General features: G+C 32.0%; 6 protein-coding genes. 1 reads left to right on the forward strand and 5 read right to left on the reverse strand.

Annotated features, from left to right (window positions below):
- Positions 1–7: 7 nt before the first annotated feature.
- Positions 8–523, forward strand: a complete 516-nt coding sequence (locus AB0T67_RS09640; protein ID WP_369220129.1) for a C40 family peptidase — start codon at positions 8–10, stop codon at positions 521–523.
- 186 nt (positions 524–709) lie between these two features.
- Here the strand turns inward: AB0T67_RS09640 and AB0T67_RS09645 are convergent, their stop codons facing one another.
- The 5 genes from AB0T67_RS09645 to AB0T67_RS09665 form a co-directional block, all read right to left on the reverse strand.
- On the reverse strand, positions 710–1,291 hold the full coding sequence (locus AB0T67_RS09645; RefSeq protein ID WP_369220130.1) for an NAD(P)H-dependent oxidoreductase: 582 nt from the start codon (positions 1,289–1,291) through the stop codon (positions 710–712).
- Between the two features lie 66 nt (positions 1,292–1,357).
- Positions 1,358–1,921: a Crp/Fnr family transcriptional regulator gene (locus AB0T67_RS09650; protein WP_369220131.1), complete on the reverse strand. Its 564-nt coding sequence runs from the start codon at positions 1,919–1,921 to the stop codon at positions 1,358–1,360.
- Positions 1,922–2,051: 130 nt separating this feature from the next.
- Entirely contained in the window at positions 2,052–17,072 is a 15,021-nt protein-coding gene (locus tag AB0T67_RS09655) for an HYR-like domain-containing protein (RefSeq protein WP_369220132.1), read from the reverse strand.
- Positions 17,073–17,242: 170 nt separating this feature from the next.
- Entirely contained in the window at positions 17,243–18,232 is a 990-nt protein-coding gene (gene obgE / locus AB0T67_RS09660; RefSeq protein ID WP_369220133.1) for a GTPase ObgE, read from the reverse strand.
- 127 nt (positions 18,233–18,359) lie between these two features.
- Positions 18,360–19,478, reverse strand: coding sequence for an adenylate kinase (locus AB0T67_RS09665; protein ID WP_369220134.1), 1,119 nt, complete (start codon positions 19,476–19,478; stop codon positions 18,360–18,362).
- Between the last annotated feature and the right edge of the window lie 54 nt (positions 19,479–19,532).

Genomic DNA, 19,532 nt, shown 5'->3' on the forward strand with positions numbered 1-19,532 from the left:
ATTATTTATGATTAAAAAACTATTATTTATTTTAATACTTTCTTTTTTAGTGATTTCTTGTGGATCGTCAAAAAATGTAAACTCTTATAAAAAACCTAAAAAATCAACACATAAATCTACTAATTCATCAAAAAAAGTAACTATTGCTGATAAAATTGTTTGGACAGCCGTTAGTTATAAAGGAGCTCCGTATAAATATGGAGGAACGACTAAAAGAGGAATGGATTGTTCGGGTTTAATTTACACTTCTTTTAAACATCGTAATGTTCAAATACCTAGAACATCGCGCCAAATGTATGCAAAAGGATATCAAATTTCTTTAGGAAAGGTTAAGCGTGGCGATTTATTATTCTTTAAAACATCAAGGAAAAGAGGGAATGTAAATCATGTTGGTTTGGTTACTTCGGTAAAAAATAAAGATATTCGTTTTATACATTCGAGTACTTCGAGTGGCGTAATTATAAGTTCGTTACACACTAATTATTGGCGAAAATCTTTTGTAAAAGCAAAAAGAGTTTTGTAGTATTTAAATTTTTATTTGAAGCAATTTCCCGCTTTCCGCACTCGCTTTTTTTGTTTGAAAAAAACAAAAAAGAGCTCAAACAATTGCTTCAATCGGGGCTAGTATTTTTTACTAATTATATAAATTTAGTTTTAATTAAAAAACAAAAAGCAACCTCAAAAAATGAAGTTGCTTTTTTTAGTATTGTTATTTATTAAGTTTTCCTAGTTTTTGAACTTTAGCAATCCATTTTTGTCTTAACTTATCATCTGAAGTTTTAATAATTCCAAAATAGGATACTTTAACAGGTTTAATTCCACAAAATTTTAAAGTTGAATTTTTTAACTGATTTACACTTGGTTTTCCATAAACTAACCAATAATACCAACTTGGCTGATCGAGCGTAGTAATAATATGTGCCGTTTTTCCTGTTAATAGTTTATCCCAAAAAACAGAATTTTCTCTGTATTTAAATGCTAAACCAGGTAAAAAAAGTCTGTCGATAAAACCTTTCGTAATTGCGGGTAATCCTCCCCACCAAACAGGATGAACCCAAACTAAATGATTTGCCCATTTAATTTTTTCCCAAGCATCTAAAAGATCGGGTTCTAATGCTGATATTTTTTGAAAACCATCTCCAAGATTTGGATTGAATTTTAAGTTAGCAATAATAATTTCTTTAACCTCAGCATTACTTTCTAATGCTCCTTTTTTATATGCTTCTGCTAATCCAAAATTAAAACTATTTTTATTCGGATGCCCATTTATAATTACTATTTTCTTACTCATTTTTTAGCTGTTAATTATTAATAGCTAAATTATAGTTACCGATTTTAATTCTACATGACAAATGTCTTAAAAAGAAATTTCTTTACGTATTCGACTTAAATGTCTTTGCGAAATACCTAAATAAGAAGCTAAATATTGCAACGGAATATTTTTGATATATTTAGGTTGATTTTTCATCAGGTTAGCATATCGTTTTTTGGCATCACTACTTTGTAATAAAAATATTCGTTTTTCTAATTCAACATATTGTTGTTCTGCTATTATTTTTTGAAAGTGTGTCCAATTGTTATTTTGATGGGCTAGAAGTTGAATTTTTTCTTTCGGAATAATTAACAATTCAGTTTCTGTAATTGCTTGTATATTTTCTTTTGTTGGTTGATTCGTTAAAAAAGAAGAGTAAGCAGTCATAAAATTATTAGGAAAAGTAATACAGTATGTAAAATCATCTCCTTTTTCGGAAGTATGATACGACCTTAATATACCAGATAAAACAAAAGTAATCGAGCTACATATTTCACCTTCTTTAATATAATAATCATGTTTTTTTAAATGTTTACTTGTTGCTGAATTAATAAAATCATTAATTTCACTATCGGTTAGTGTATCAAAAGATTTTAAAAAATTCTTCATTAAATCATTTTTCATTATTCAATTAAACTTAGTATTGTTGTTTTTATAGGTAAGTAACGAAGTTATCAAAAATTAAAAAGCAACCTCATCTGAGATTGCTTTTTAATAAAAGTTATTTATAAAAAATAGTTTATCTATTAATGTATATCCAACCTACTTTTGGTTCGGTATCATTTCCTAAATCTAAAACATAATAGTAAGTACCAACAGGTAATTTTTTTGATTTTTGAATATTTACTCTTCCGTTAGAAATTCCTTTCCAGTTATTTTTATAACCTTTAACTTTAAAAACAGTATTTCCCCATCTATTGAAAACCTCTAGTGTGTTGTTAGGGTATTTTTCTATACAACTGATTACAAAAGAATCATTTCCTCCATCATTATTAGGCGTAAATATATTGTATACTTCTAAACATTTAGGTGCTGCTACAGCATAGGCAGTATCATTTTGTGTATCGCTATCATTAGCTCCTTCAAAGTTGCTGATTGTAGCGGTATTTATATAATCACCAATACCTAAAACTTCTACAATTATATATAAGGTTTCGTTGTCTCCACTATTTATAGTAGGTACATTCCAGTTTCCTGTTGTATCAGAATAAGAACCTACAGAACTAGTGTAAGAAATAAATTTATATCCACTAGGTATTACTTCTTTTATATTGATGTTATTAGCTGTAACTGTACCTTTATTTGTTAGTGTAATAGTAAATTCAACTTCACTGTTAACTATTGGATTTAAATTATCAACTGTTTTGGTTATGCTCAAATCAGATGAACCGTTAAAAATACTTATTGTAGGATCTTCAAAATCGCCATCGTTATCGATATCAGTATTTGTTAAATCATCGATATCATCAGAATCTTCTTTTATAGTATCAGTACTATTAATTACAGTTCCACTTACATAAGCTGTATTTGAAACATATTCATTATTGATATCATCAATAGTAATTATATGTTCAGCTGTGGCTACAAAAACTTCTCCAGGAGCTAACGATGGAATTGTATTAGCACTTGTTATAATAGCATTAGCATCAGAAATAATAAGATTTAACAATGTTACATTACCGTTGTTCGTAATAGTAATATTATAGGTTAGTATTTCTCCAATATTAGTATAAGATATTTTATCAACAGATTTGGTTACGTTAATTGTTGCGCTTTGTGGAGTAAGCGTTATAGTTGCATCATCAGGTTCACCATCACCATTTGTATCATTGTTTGTTGGGTTATTTGGATCATCAGATTCATCAGTAATACTATTTCCATTAGTATCTTGAGCTGTAACAATAGCTGTGTTTGTTACATAACCTGTATTTAATTCATCTTGTGTAATAGTATGACTCGCCGTAATTACAACTTGTTCTCCTGGAGCAATTGATGCAATATTATTAGGAAGTACACTTCCTGTATCAGCATTTGTATCAGAAATAATAATATTACTAAGTGTTACATTACCTGTGTTAACAGCAACTAGGGTATAAGTAATAACTTCACCAACGGCATTCCATAAACCATCGGGAGCTGTATCAGCAGATTTTATTAATGATATTGCTGGCGTTTGTATCATAGTTGTACTTGTTGTGTCATCAGGTTCACCATCACCATTTGTATCATTATCTGTTGAATTGTTTGGATCATCCGAAGTATCTGTTATTGTGTTTCCAAAAGTATCAACCGCATTTACAGTAGCCGTATTTAAAACAACTCCTGTATTTAAATCGGTTTGAGTAATTGTATGAATTGCTACAACGTTTATACTTTCACCTGGTGCAAGTGTAGGTATTGTATCAGGAAAAATACTTCCTGCATCAGCATTGATATCAGAAATAACAATATTGCTAAGTGTTACATTACCTGTGTTAGTAATAACAATAGCGTAGTTTATTTGTTCATCAATTGAATCGTAAGCTCCATCGGTAGCTGGTAAAGTTTCTTTTGTTATACTGATGCTTTCTTTTGTGTTTAATATTGAAACTGTAGCATCATCAGGATTACCATCGTTGTTATTATCTACATTAGTACTATTATTAGGGTCATCCGAAGTATCAGAAATAATAGTACCATTAGGGTCTTGCCCTTTAACTATGGCACTATTGGTTATAGTTCCTTTATCTAAATCAAACTGAGTTAACGTATATGTTGCACTAAATGTAGTATTGTCCGTTTCAGAAGGAAGTAATGTTATTGGCATTCCGCTAACGTTTACTAATGGATCCGAAATATTGATATTACTTATAGTTAAGTTTCCTGAGTTGGTAACAGTAAATGTGTAATTTATTGTTTCACCTACATTTGCAAATCCGTTTCCATCAATATCATTAAATATTGCTGTTTTGATTAAATTTAATTGAGGATTTCCTGTAAGATTTGTTACTGTAGGGTCATCTGGATCTCCATCTCCGTTTAAATCGATATTATTAGGGTTGTTAGGGTCATCAGAATAATCACTTACATCAGAAACAATTACACCATCAGTATCAAGACCTGTTGCAAGTGCTGTATTTGTTAAGCTTCCTGCATCTATATCTTGTTGAGTAATAGTATAAATAGCTGAAAAATGAGTGTTATTCATTTCAGAAGGATTTAAAGTAATAGCTCCTCCTGAAACTGTAACAATAGGATCTGTAATAATAATATTAGTGATGGTAACATTACCAACATTTCTAATATCAAAAGTATAAGAAATTGTTTCCCCTGTTTGAGGATTTCCATCTCCGTTTTCATCATTAAAAGTTCCTACTTTGTATAGCTCTAATTTAGGAGTTCTAATAAGTGTTGTTATTGTTGCATCGTTATTATCTGTTGTTGTTGGATCATCAGAGTTATCTACAATATTATTTCCAGAAGGAGTTGTACCATTAACCGTTGCTGTATTAATAATATTACCAGCATTTACATCAGCTAAAGTTAATGTGTAGATAGCTGTAAAAGTAGTGCTATTTGTTTCTCCAGGAATTAATGTTATTGGATTTCCTGAAACTGTAACAATAGCATCTGTTATGTTAATGTTAGAAATAGTAACATTTCCTGTATTAGATACATCAAAAATATATTTAATTTGTTCTCCTACTTGAGCTGATCCGTCATTATTAGTATCTATAAAAACACCTGTTTTGAATAATGTTAATTCTGGATTATTAGGTAAAGTCGTACTAGTTGTATCATCAGGTTCACCATCATTATTTATATCATTATTAGTTGTGTTATTTGGATCATCAGAAGTATCGGTTACATTATTTCCATTGATAGCTTCTCCGTTTACGGTAGCTGTATTGGTAATAATTCCTAAATCGATATCTGATTGAGTAATTACATATTCGGCATAAAATGTATTACTATTTGTTTCTGCTGAGGTTAATGTAATTGGTCCACCATTTACTGCAACTAAAGCATCTGTAACGGTGATGTTGTTTATTGTTATGTTTCCTGTATTTGTTACATTAAAATTATACGTTATTGTTTCTCCTATTTGTGGGAAATTATCATCATTTTCATCATTAAAAATGGCTGTTTTTTCTAATGATATTGATGGTTTTTGAGATAATACAGTATTTGTTATATCATCAGGTTCACCATCATTATTTGTATCATTATCTGTTGTGTTATTAGGATCATCAGAAGTATCTTCAATAATATTTAAAGAAGGATCTGTAGCTGTAACACTAGCCGTATTTGTAACAAAACCATTATTTAAATCATCTTTTGTAATAGTATGTTCTGCATTGATAATTGTACTAGCTCCAGGTATTATTTCAGAAATTGTAGCTGGAGTTATACTTCCTAAATCAGCATTACTATCAGTTATATTGATGTTTTTTAATGTTGTATTTCCTGTGTTAGTTACAATTAATTGATAGATGATTTTTTCGCCAACAGTATCATAACTTAAATCTGTTGCAGGTAACGATTCTTTTGTTAAACTAATACTTCCTTTAATTGGTAAAGTGGTAATAGTTGTGTCATCAGGTTCACCATCACCATTAGTATCATTGTTTGTATCATTATTAGGGTCATCCGAAGTATCAGTAATAATATCTCCATTAGGACTTTGTCCGTTTACAATTGCTGTATTACTAATCGTTGCTGTATCAATATCTAATTGATTAATAGTATAAACAGCGGTAAACATTGTGCTATTGTTTTCTAACGGATTTAAAGTTATTGGTGTTCCAGAAACTGTAACTAATGGATCTGTTATTATGATATCTGAAATGGTAACATTTCCTGTATTGCTAACATTAAAAGTATAGAGTATTGTTTCGCCTACTTGTGTTATTCCATCGTTATTTTCATCTTGAAAAACACCTGTTTTAGTAACACTCATTTTTGGATTAGGAATTAAAGTAGTAATGGTAGCATCATCAGAATCTCCATCGGAATTTAAATCGATGTTTGTTGTATTTGTAGGATCATCAGAAATATCAGTAATACTATTTCCTGAAGGATTTGTACCTGATACAGTTGCACTATTAGTCGTGTTTCCTGAATTGATATCTGCTAATGTTATGGTATAAGTTGCGGTAAATGTTGTGTTGTCAGTTTGATTTGGAGCTAAATCGATTGAACCTCCATTTACTGTCGCTTTAGGATCATTTATGATGATGTTAGTAATAGAAACATTACCTGTATTTCTGATATCGAAAATGTATGTAATTGTTTCTCCTTCGTTAGGAAATCCATTTTGATTTTCATCATTAAACTGAGCCGTTTTTAATAATGATAATTGAGAATTTTGAGATAATGTTGTTATTGTAGCATCATTATCAGCAGTTGTTGTAGGGTCATCTGAAGTATCAGTAATAATTGTTCCGTTTGGAGATGTTCCTGATACAGTTGCAGTATTGGTAATAGTTCCGTTATTTATATCATTTTGAGTTAATACATAATTAGCTGTAAAAGCAGTACTATTGGTTTGATTTGGAGCTAAAGTTATTGCGTTACCAGTAACGGCAACTATCGGATCTGTTATTAAAATATCAGAAATAGTAACATTTCCTGTATTTGTAACATCAAAAGTATAAATTATTGTTTCGCCAACTTGTGCTAAATTATCGCCATTAGCATCTATAAAAACTCCTGTTTTTGATAGCGTTAATATTGGTTTTTCAATAAATGTAAATATGGTTGTATCATCAGGTTCTCCATCTTCATTGATATCATTATTTGTTGAGTCGTTAGGGTCATCCGAAGTATCAGTTATAACTGTACCACTTGGTGAAGTTGCCGTAATAGTTGCTGAATTTGTGATACTTCCTGCATCAATATTTGCTTGAGTAATTGTATAGGTAGCAAAAAATGATGTAGTATTTGTAACTTGAGGAGCTAAACTAGTTAATGATCCGTTAACGGTAATTAAAGGATCGTTTATTAAAATAGAACTTAACGTTACATTTCCTGTATTAGTTACGGTAAAATTATAAGTTAATGTTTCCCCTTGTTGAGGTGTACCATCGTTATTTTCATCATTAAAAGTAACTATTTTATCGAATGATATTGATGGGTTTTGATCTAATAATGTAATTGTATCATCATTAGGATTTACCGTATTAGGATCATCAGAATTACTTGTGGTTATTGTTCCGCAAGAATCGCTTACTGTAGCTATAGCACTGTTGATTACTTTTCCTGCATCTAAATCTGCTTGAGTAATTGTATGAGAAGCGTTAAAAATTGTACTTCCTAGTGGCGCAATTGTAGTTACTAATGATGGTGTAATACTACCTGTGTTTGCATTTTCATCAGTAATACTAATATTGTTAATATCAGTATTGGTTTTATTTTGTACCGTAATTTGATATTCAATAATTTCTCCTACCAGATTATAACTTCCATCTAATGCAGATATCGCTATTTTTGTGACAGCTATATCTGTTTTTGGAGTAACGTTTACACTATATGTGTAAGGGATACCTACACAACCATTGTTAGAAGTTGGTGTTATTGTGTATATGACTGTTTGTGTATTTTGAGTCGTATTTATTAATGTATCTGTAATACTCGTTGTATTAGAAACTGTTGTTGTTTGTCCTGTAACATTTGTATTTTGTGAAGCTACCCAAGAAAATGTAGTATTTGTAATATTTACATTTGTTTTTAAATCATGATTTAAAGGTATTCCGCTACAAGTAGTATCTGTAGGAGCTATTGCATTAAAAGGTTCTGGATTAACAGTTACTGTATATTTAAATGTATCACCTTTACAACCATCGCTATTAAAAGGAGTAATTGTATATATTATATCTTGATTATTTCCAGAGATGTTTATTAAGGTATCATTTAATATTGTTCCGTTACCATTTAAAGCACCACTTATATTTGGATTTGTTGTAGCTAACCATTCAAATGTAACACCAGTAATACTTGTTAAATTAGTAAGGTCTGATGTTAAAGATGTATTACTACATATTATTTTTGATGTATCTGCAATGTTTAAAGTTGAGGTTACATCGATAGTATAAGTGTAGGTATATACATCAGTATTTCCTGAGCAATCAGTGTATGTAAAGGTATATGTTTTAGTACCATCACAAATAGGAGTTGCATTTTCTGTAATTACTGGAATAATATTATTACCACAAACATCTTCTACAATAGGTGTTGTTGGTTGAACTGCATCAATAATATTATTTACTGTTGATGTTCCATTAGCTTGGTTAATAGTAAAAGTAGGAATATCGATAGTATAAGTATATTTCCACGGAGTTACTAATCCAGAACAATCTGTATAGGTATAATTATAGACTCTTGTTCCTTCGCAAGTAATCGAATTTGGTGTATCGATTGTTGAAACTAAAACTGGATTTACAGTATTTCCACAAGTATTCACAATTCCTGTTGGTGGTGTTGGCGTAGTTGCATCAGCCAAACATTCTACATCACTTTGACCATCCGCAGTTGAAATAATTGGCGCAGTAATTAAGTCGATAGTGTAGGTATATTTCCACGGAGTAACTAATCCTGAGCAATCGGTATACGTATAATTATAAACTCTTGTTCCTTCGCAAGTAATCGGATTTGGTGTATCAATTGTTGAAACTAAAACAGCAATAACTGAATTTCCACAAGCGTCTTTAATTCCTGTTGGTGGTGTTGGTGTAGTTGCATCAGCCAAACATTCTACATCACTTTGACCATCCGCAGTTGAAATAATTGGTGCGGTAGTTAAATCGATAGTATAAGTATATTTCCAAGATGTTACTAATCCAGAACAATCTGTATAGGTATAATTATAAACTCTTGTTCCTTCGCAAGTAATCGGATTTGGTGTATCAATTGTTGAAACTAAAACAGCAATAACTGAATTTCCACAAGTATCCACAATTCCTGTTGGAGGTGTTGGAGGTGTTGCATCAGCCAAACATTCTACATCGCTTTGACCATCTGCAGTTGAAATAATTGGTGCGGTAATTAAGTCGATAGTGTAGGTATATTTCCACGGAGTAACTAATCCTGAGCAATCGGTATACGTATAATTATAAACTCTTGTTCCTTCGCAAGTAATCGGATTTGGTGTATCAATTGTTGAAACTAAAACAGCATTTACAGTATTTCCACAAGTATCCACAATTCCTGTTGGAGGTGTTGGAGTAGTTGCATCAGCCAAACATTCTACATCGCTTTGACCATCTGCAGTTGAAATAATTGGTGCGGTAATTAAGTCGATAGTGTAGGTATATTTCCACGGAGTAACTAATCCTGAGCAATCGGTATACGTATAATTATAAACTCTTGTTCCTTCGCAAGTAATCGGATTTGGCGTATCAATTGTTGAAACTAACACCGCATTTACAGTATTTCCACAAGCACCCACAATTCCTGTTGGAGGTGTTGGCGTAGTTGTATCAGCCAAACATTCTACATCGCTTTGACCATCTGCAGTTGAAATAATTGGTGCGGTAATTAAGTCGATAGTGTAGGTATATTTCCACGGAGTTACTAATCCAGAACAATCTGTATAGGTATAATTATAGACTCTTGTTCCTTCGCAAGTAATCGAATTTGGTGTATCGATTGTTGAAACTAAAACTGGATTTACAGTATTTCCACAAGCATCTACAATTCCTGTTGGTGGTGTTGGAGTAGTTGCATCAGCCAAACATTCTACATCACTTTCACCATCCGCAGCTGAAATAATTGGAGCAGTAATTAAATCGATAGTATAAGTATATTTCCATGGAGTAACTAATCCAGAACAATCGGTATAGGTGTAATTGTAAACTCTTGTTCCTTCACAAGTAATTGGATTTGGTGTATCAATTGTTGAAACTAATACTGGATTTACAGTATTTCCACAAGCATCTACAATTCCTGTTGGTGGTGTTGGAGTAGTTGCATCAGCCAAACATTCTACATCGCTTTGACCATCTGCAGTTGAAATAATTGGTGCGGTAATTAAGTCGATAGTGTAGGTATATTTCCACGGAGTAACTAATCCTGAGCAATCGGTATAAGTATAATTATAAACTCTTGTTCCTTCGCAAGTAATCGAATTTGGTGTATCAATTGTTGAAACTAAAACAGCAATAACTGAATTTCCACAAGCACCCACAATTCCTGTTGGTGGTGTTGGCGTAGTTGCATCAGCCAAACATTCTACATCGCTTTGACCATCTGCAGTTGAAATAATTGGTGCGGTAATTAAGTCGATAGTGTAGGTATATTTCCACGGAGTAACTAATCCTGAGCAATCGGTATACGTATAATTATAAACTCTTGTTCCTTCGCAAGTAATCGGATTTGGTGTATCAATTGTTGAAACTAAAACAGCATTTACAGTATTTCCACAAGTATCCACAATTCCTGTTGGAGGTGTTGGAGTAGTTGCATCAGCCAAACATTCTACATCGCTTTGACCATCTGCAGTTGAAATAATTGGTGCGGTAATTAAGTCGATAGTGTAGGTATATTTCCACGGAGTAACTAATCCTGAGCAATCGGTATACGTATAATTATAAACTCTTGTTCCTTCGCAAGTAATCGGATTTGGCGTATCAATTGTTGAAACTAACACCGCATTTACAGTATTTCCACAAGCACCCACAATTCCTGTTGGAGGTGTTGGCGTAGTTGTATCAGCCAAACATTCTACATCGCTTTGACCATCTGCAGTTGAAATAATTGGTGCGGTAATTAAGTCGATAGTGTAGGTATATTTCCACGGAGTTACTAATCCAGAACAATCTGTATAGGTATAATTATAGACTCTTGTTCCTTCGCAAGTAATCGAATTTGGTGTATCGATTGTTGAAACTAAAACTGGATTTACAGTATTTCCACAAGCATCTACAATTCCTGTTGGTGGTGTTGGAGTAGTTGCATCAGCCAAACATTCTACATCACTTTCACCATCCGCAGCTGAAATAATTGGAGCAGTAATTAAATCGATAGTATAAGTATATTTCCATGGAGTAACTAATCCAGAACAATCGGTATAGGTGTAATTGTAAACTCTTGTTCCTTCACAAGTAATTGGATTTGGTGTATCAATTGTTGAAACTAATACTGGATTTACAGTATTTCCACAAGCATCTACAATTCCTGTTGGTGGTGTTGGAGTAGTTGCATCAGCCAAACATTCTACATCGCTTTGACCATCTGCAGTTGAAATAATTGGTGCGGTAATTAAGTCGATAGTGTAGGTATATTTCCACGGAGTAACTAATCCTGAGCAATCGGTATAAGTATAATTATAAACTCTTGTTCCTTCGCAAGTAATCGAATTTGGTGTATCAATTGTTGAAACTAAAACAGCAATAACTGAATTTCCACAAGCACCCACAATTCCTGTTGGTGGTGTTGGCGTAGTTGCATCAGCCAAACATTCTACATCGCTTTGACCATCTGCAGTTGAAATAATTGGTGCGGTAATTAAGTCGATAGTGTAGGTATATTTCCACGGAGTAACTAATCCTGAGCAATCGGTATACGTATAATTATAAACTCTTGTTCCTTCGCAAGTAATCGAATTTGGTGTATCAATTGTTGAAACTAAAACAGCAATAACTGAATTTCCACAAGCACCCACAATTCCTGTTGGTGGTGTTGGCGTAGTTGCATCAGCCAAACATTCTACATCACTTTGACCATCCGCAGTTGAAATAATTGGCGCAGTAATTAAGTCGATAGTGTAGGTATATTTCCACGGAGTAACTAATCCTGAGCAATCGGTATACGTATAATTATAAACTCTTGTTCCTTCGCAAGTAATCGGATTTGGTGTATCAATTGTTGAAACTAACACCGCATTTACAGTATTTCCGCAAGTATCCACAATTCCTGTTGGAGGTGTTGGAGTAGTTGCATCAGCCAAACATTCTACATCGCTTTGACCATCTGCAGTTGAAATAATTGGTGCGGTAATTAAGTCGATAGTGTAGGTATATTTCCACGGAGTAACTAATCCTGAGCAATCGGTATACGTATAATTATAAACTCTTGTTCCTTCGCAAGTAATCGAATTTGGTGTATCAATTGTTGAAACTAAAACAGCAATAACTGAATTTCCACAAGCATCCACAATTCCTGTTGGAGGTGTTGGAGTAGTTGTATCAGCCAAACATTCTACATCGCTTTGACCATCTGCAGTTGAAATAATTGGTGTGGTAATTAAGTCGATAATGTAGGTATATTTCCACGGAGTAACTAATCCTGAGCAATCGGTATACGTATAATTATAAACTCTTGTTCCTTCGCAAGTAATCGGATTTGGTGTATCAATTATTGAAACTAACACCGCATTTACAGTATTTCCGCAAGTATCCACAATTCCTGTTGGTGGTGTTGGAGTAGTTGCATCAGCCAAACATTCTACATCGCTTTGACCATCTGCAGTTGAAATAATTGGTGCGGTAATTAAATCGATAGTATAAGTAAATTTATAAATTGATACATTTCCTGAGCAATCAGTATATGTATAGGTATATATTTTTTCACCCTCACAAGTAGGGCTTGTATTTTGAGATATTACAGGTGTAATCGGATTTCCATTGATATCATTTACAATAGGTGCAGTTGGTTGTGTCGCATTTGCAATACAACTTACAGTTGAAGTTCCATCTGTTGGTAATATAATTGAAGGAGCAACTGTTACTGTAATAGTGTAGATAGATCCTGTACAATTATTGATTGTAGCAGTAGGAGTAATAGTATAAACAACATCTTGAGGACTTGTAGAAGTATTAATTAATGTATCTTCAACTTTATTACTTGTACTCGTCGTAGTAGTTTCTCCTGTAATATTTGAATTATCAGTAGCTGACCAAGAAAAAGTAACTCCACTATTAAAATTATCAATATCTGCACTTAAATTTTCATTTAAAGAACCTCCTGTACATATATTTAAAGATTGATTTGTATTTAATACATTAGGTGAAGGTTGTACTGTAACTTTATATGTATAAGTATCTACTACATCATTACTAGCATTTTTAGCAATAATAGTGTACACTACATCTTGATTTGTTGTACCTATATTTATTAATGTATCAGTAATATTTGTATTTGTTGATGTAGTACTTGTTTCTCCTGAAATATACGGAGTATCAGTTGCAGACCAACTAAATGATGTAACAGAGGGATTAACATCAGCAGTTAAATTATGTGCTAAAGTAGTATTAGAACAAATAATTTCTTCAGGATTAACAGTTACAACCTCTGTAGCTATAAGATCAGAAGAAGTTATAGTACCTGTTTTAGGTGTAGTACTTACAGTAACAGTATTTGTAATATCTGTTTGATTTGTAATATCTGAAGAAGTTATTGTATAAGTTGCTGTCCATATAGCATTTAGAGTAGGAGCCAATTGATTAACAATATTATCAAGTCCATCATCAATACCAGTAGTGCTTTGTAAAGTAATAGAACCTAATGTACCTGTACCAGAATGAATATCAGAAAGACTTATATCATCAAAAGTAACATTACCAGTATTAGTTATGGTATAGGTATAGGTAATTATTTGTCCTTCTTTTACATTACTATCGTCATCAGCTGTTTTTGTTACTGATATTTCTGGTACTGAAATTAAAGGAACTATTGTTGGATCATTAGTTGTAGTTGTATTGTCTGTTGGATCATCAGATAAATCAGTAACACTTCCCATACTAGGGTCTTGAGCACCTACAGTTGCTGTATTTATAACTTGAGCATTATCCAAATCCTCTTGTGTAATTACATGAGTTGCTTCAAAAGTAGCAGTATCATTAGGCATCATACTATCTACAATATTATCTGTAGCGGTATCAGTACCTGTTGTATTAATTAAGATAACTGTATCGGCATTAGGATCTACAACGTTAATGTTTGTTAATGTAACATTTCCAATACTTTTGGCAATAATTGTATATTTTATAGTTTGTCCTAATGTGTTATAAGGTCCATTAGTTTGGTTGTCGCTTATTTTTGTTACTTCTAATTGTCCAAATTGAGGAACAGTAACAATAGTAGGGTCATTTAAAGCTATTGTTGTAGGGTCATCAGAGGTATCAGTTATTAGTGTTCCTTCTATAACTTCAGTACCGCTAACAGTTGCAGTATTTGTAACATTACCATTATCAAAATCTACTTGAACAATAGTATGTTTTGCTGTAAAAATAGCCGACGCTCCTGCAGGTAAATTTGCTATTGTTGCTGGTGTTAAACTTCCTACATCAATATTTAAATCAGTAATAGTAATGTTATTTAAACTTACATTTCCTGTGTTTTTTACTGTTAATTCATAAGTTATTTCTTCACCTAAAGTATCGTATAATCCATCTAGTGCAGGTTGTGCTATTTTTTCTAAGACTAATTCTCCTTTTTGATCAATAGGAGTAATTGTAGCATCACCTAAAGTTCCGGTATCAGGATCATCAGAAGTACTTGAAATTATAAATCCGTTAGATAAAGTTCCTTGTACAGTAGCAGTATTTATAACTTGATCAGCTTCGATATCAGCTTGTGTAATAGTATGTGTTGCAGTAAAGTTAGTAACAGCTCCAATAGCTAAATTGCTTACAGAAGTAGGAGATAAGCTACCTGCATCAATATTTATATCAGAAATAGTAACATTAGGTATAATTTGGCTACCCGTATTTGTTACAACAAAGTTATAGGTGATTTTTTCACCTACAGTATCATAACTTCCATCTGTTGGAGCTTGGTCGGTTTTAGTGATTGTAAGTTCATTATTTATGATGGTAATATCTTCTGTCGGATCATCAGTTAAAATATCAGCTTCAACTTCTGTTTGAGTATTGTTAATAGTATTTGTAACAGTAATTCCTGCAGGAACTTCGTTCACTGTTGCTTTTACAATTAAAGTATACATTTCTCCACTAAACATATCTCCAATAATCCAATTAGGAGCTGTCCATGTTCCAAAGCTAGGCGTTACTGTTTGAAAATTTAATTCTGATGGAAGTAAATCTTCTATAACTAAGTTCGTTACAGGATTAATACCAAGATGTTGAACCGTTATTGTAAACGTAACAACATCACCTTCTATAACAGGAGAAGTGTCTACAGTTTTTTTGATTAATATTTCAGGATCACAATTATATACAGGTAATACTGCCGAATTATAAGTACAAGTTCCTTTGGTTACTCTTACATAAAAAGCGCCAGGTTCTGTTGGAGTAAATGCATTTGTATTTGCTCCGAGCATTTCTACTCCATTTTGAAACCATTGATAAGCATCAAAATTTGCTGAAACTTCAAATACATCAGCACCAGGTAAACAACCACCTCCAGTTATATCTAGTTCAACAACAGGGACGGTATCAAAACCAGAAAAATAACCTGCAATTCCTGCAGCTCCACTAACACCTAAAAAACCTACAGCAATAGGCCCTGTTGATTCAACAGACACATTACCTGTAAGGTTTGGTATATAAAATGTTTTCCAGTCAGGAGTTGCACCTAAACTATGTTCATTTATTAATGCTTTAACACCTGTATCATCTGTAACAATTATATTTGCATTAGGAGTACTTGTTGAAGCTATAATGGTAATTCCTCCATTAAAATTTTTACCATCTACATCTTTAATATTAGATATATTACTTAATTTATCAGGTAACAGGCAATTAACTGGTGCAATAAAATTAAGTCCACCTGTATGTATTCCACTGGCTCCTGATAAATATTGATAAGCATAAACTTCTTTAGTTGTTGTAACATACATATTACCTCCAGCACTTGCAGGTGTATAATTACTACCATCAATAACATAATACTCACCAGTATTTAGTGTTTTAACAATAACATTATTAACTAATATATCAGTATTATTTTGGGTTGCAATAATAATAGGAGTTTCTATATCATCTACACCATTTCCTCGGATAAAAATATAATCTCTACCTAATAAATTTTCAGGAACAGGTTGGTCAATTGATGCATCTCTACTATTTTTTGCGACTCTTGGAGCTCCATTTAGGTTTCCATTTGATATCGCTATTTTTTTATCCGATTGAATACTAGCACCTAGCCAACAATCAATATTTGCAATAGTAGCATTTCTGTATGCTTCTAATACATAAGTTTGACCTTTAGTAAGCGTAACTGTAAGACTATTATCAGTAATACCATCATCATCACCTTGCAGTCTAAATTCACAATCACTACCATAATTAAATATGTTGATGGTAGTTGTACCATCTTGTGTAGCCATAATACCTAATGTTGCATTTAACGATGTGTGACCATTACCATAATTTGGTCTACCTCCCCATTTAAATGAAGTACCTAAAGCTTTGTCTCCTTTTGATGTTAAAGATGTTGCTTGAGATTGTGATCTTCCTCTGTAGTTAACATAAAATTTTTCGCCATTTACAGATTCAAAACGTAAACCACTATTCGAAAGTGGAATTCCTGTATTTGCGTTTGTTACAAGTGTAATATTATTATCACCATTAGCAATATTGTATTGTCCTGGCGAGGTATTTGAGATATTAAGGGTTGAAACAGCTGTTGTATTTGTTCCTTGAAAAACATTAATATTAAAAGCTAATGTTTCTGGTGTTGAAAGATAAAAAGCTTGTTCTTTTATAGCTTGATTATTTGCACCTTGTTTTAATGGCGGTAAATAATGTACACTACTTAATTGAGCAAAAAGTAGATTTGTGTATATAAATAGAATTAATATAAATAATGTTTTCTTTTTCATTTGAATGGATTTAACATTAGCATTTTAACATAAATATACAAAAAATGTTTAAGAAGTTAAATAACTCTATATAAAAACAGTTAAAGTAAAAGGTAATTTAGACTTATAACTAACAAAAAAAGCAACCTCATTTGAGGTTGCTTTTTTATAAAATTATTTTAGTTGAAATATTAATTCAACATATCCCATAATTTATCTTTCAATTCTTGTAAACCTAATTGAGCTACAGAAGAGATAAATAAGGCATCAATACCTTCAGGTAAATCTTTTTTAATTTCTTCTTTTAATTCGTCGTCTAGCATATCTGCTTTCGAAATAGCTAACAAACGATCTTTGTCTAATAATTCAGGATTGTGTTTACGTAATTCGTTTAATAGAATTTCATATTCTTTTTTGATATCATCACTATCCGCAGGAATTAAAAATAATAGGGTAGAGTTACGTTCAATATGACGTAAAAAATAATGACCTAATCCTTTTCCTTCGGCAGCTCCTTCAATAATCCCAGGAATATCAGCAACTACAAAACTTTTATGATTACGATGTTCTACAATTCCTAAGTTTGGTTTTAGGGTTGTAAAAGCGTAATCTGCAATTTTCGGTTTTGCAGCTGTTATTACTGATAATAAAGTAGATTTTCCAGCATTAGGGAAACCAACTAAACCAACATCAGCTAATAATTTAAGCTCAATACGAAACCAACCATCTGTACCATCAATACCAGGTTGTGCATAACGAGGTGCTTGATTTGTTGAAGATTTAAAGTGCCAGTTACCTAAACCACCTTTTCCTCCTTCTAACAATACTACATCTTGATCATGTTTAGAAACTTCATATAAAATTTCATCAGTATCAGCATCACGAATAATAGTACCTAATGGAACAGGAACAATAACATCTTTAGCGTCATGTCCAGTACTACGACTAGCACTACCATCACCACCTGGTTCTGCTCTAAAATGACGTTTAAATTTTAAATGAAAAAGTGTCCACATACTTTTATCACCACGTAAAATGATATGACCTCCACGACCACCGTCACCTCCGTCAGGACCACCTTTTGTAATATACTTTTCACGATGTAAATGTACAGATCCTCGACCTCCTTTACCAGAAGATGCGTAGATTTTTATATAGTCAACAAAATTTCCTTCAGTCATTTTTTCTAAGTTATTAGCTGTTTTATTTAAACAGCACTAATCGTTATAGCTACTATTATTTTGAGCAAGTTAAAGAAGTTTTTTAAGGTTTCTTTAAGGTTACTGCTTTTACTAATAATAGTAGTTTTTATAATTTATCAAATACTTCTGATAAACGTTTTGTAATATCTTCTATAGATCCAACACCGTTTATTCCATAATAATTACCTTGTTCTTGGTAAAAATCTTTTAAAATAGCTGTTTTAGTATTGTATTCATTAAAACGGTTTCTAATTTTACTTTCGTCAGTATCATCAGTTCTTCCGCTAGTTTTTCCTCTTTCTAATAAACGCTCAACTAATAAATCTTCAGGGACTTCTAAAGCTACCATTCCGTTAATACGTTCATTTTTTTCACTTAAAAAAGCTTCTAAAGCTTCTGCTTGCGATTGAGTTCTTGGAAAACCATCAAAAATAAACCCGTTAGCTTCAGTATTTTTTTCAACTTCGGCTTTAAGCATATTAATAGTTACTTCATCAGGAACTAAATTTCCGTCATCCATATAAGTTTTAGCAAGTAAACCTAATTCAGTTTCATTTTTGATATTAAAACGAAAAACATCTCCAGTAGAAATATGGACTAAATTATATTTCTCTTTTAATAAATCTGCTTGCGTTCCTTTACCTGCTCCTGGAGGTCCGAATAATACGATGTTTGTCATTTTGGGTTGTGTTGTTAATTGATAAATAGCTGGCAAATTTCGTCCATAACCTTTATAATCTAAACCGTAACCGACAATAAATTTATCTTCAATACTTTTTCCGATATAATTTATTGATAGTTCTTTTCGATACACATCAGGTTTGTAAAAAAGTGTTACTATTTTTAATTCTTTTAATTGTTTTGTTTTAAAAATCTCATAAATTTCCTGCAAAGTGTTTCCTGTATCAATGATATCTTCTAAAATAACAACCGTACGGTTTGTTAAATCTTCGTTGATACCAATAAGGTTTTTTACTTTTTCAGTAGAAGTTGTTCCTTCGTAAGAAGCCAACTTTATAAAACTTATTTCACAATCACCTTTATATTCGCGTAAAAAATCAGCAGTAAAAACAAAGCATCCGTTTAAAATTCCGATAAATAAAGGAACTTCATTTTTGGGTAAATCTGCTTTTACTTGTTTTGCTAATGTTTTAACAATACTAGCTATTTCATCTGAAGAAATAAACTCTTTAAAATATAAATCGTGAAGTTTTGTGATTTTCATAATACTGCAAAGATAGTTGCTTGATTGTAAATGAAAAAACCGTTTTGAATAAAA

This window comes from Tenacibaculum salmonis (assembly GCF_041053065.1).
Taxonomy (GTDB): Bacteria; Bacteroidota; Bacteroidia; order Flavobacteriales; family Flavobacteriaceae; genus Polaribacter; species Polaribacter pacificus_A.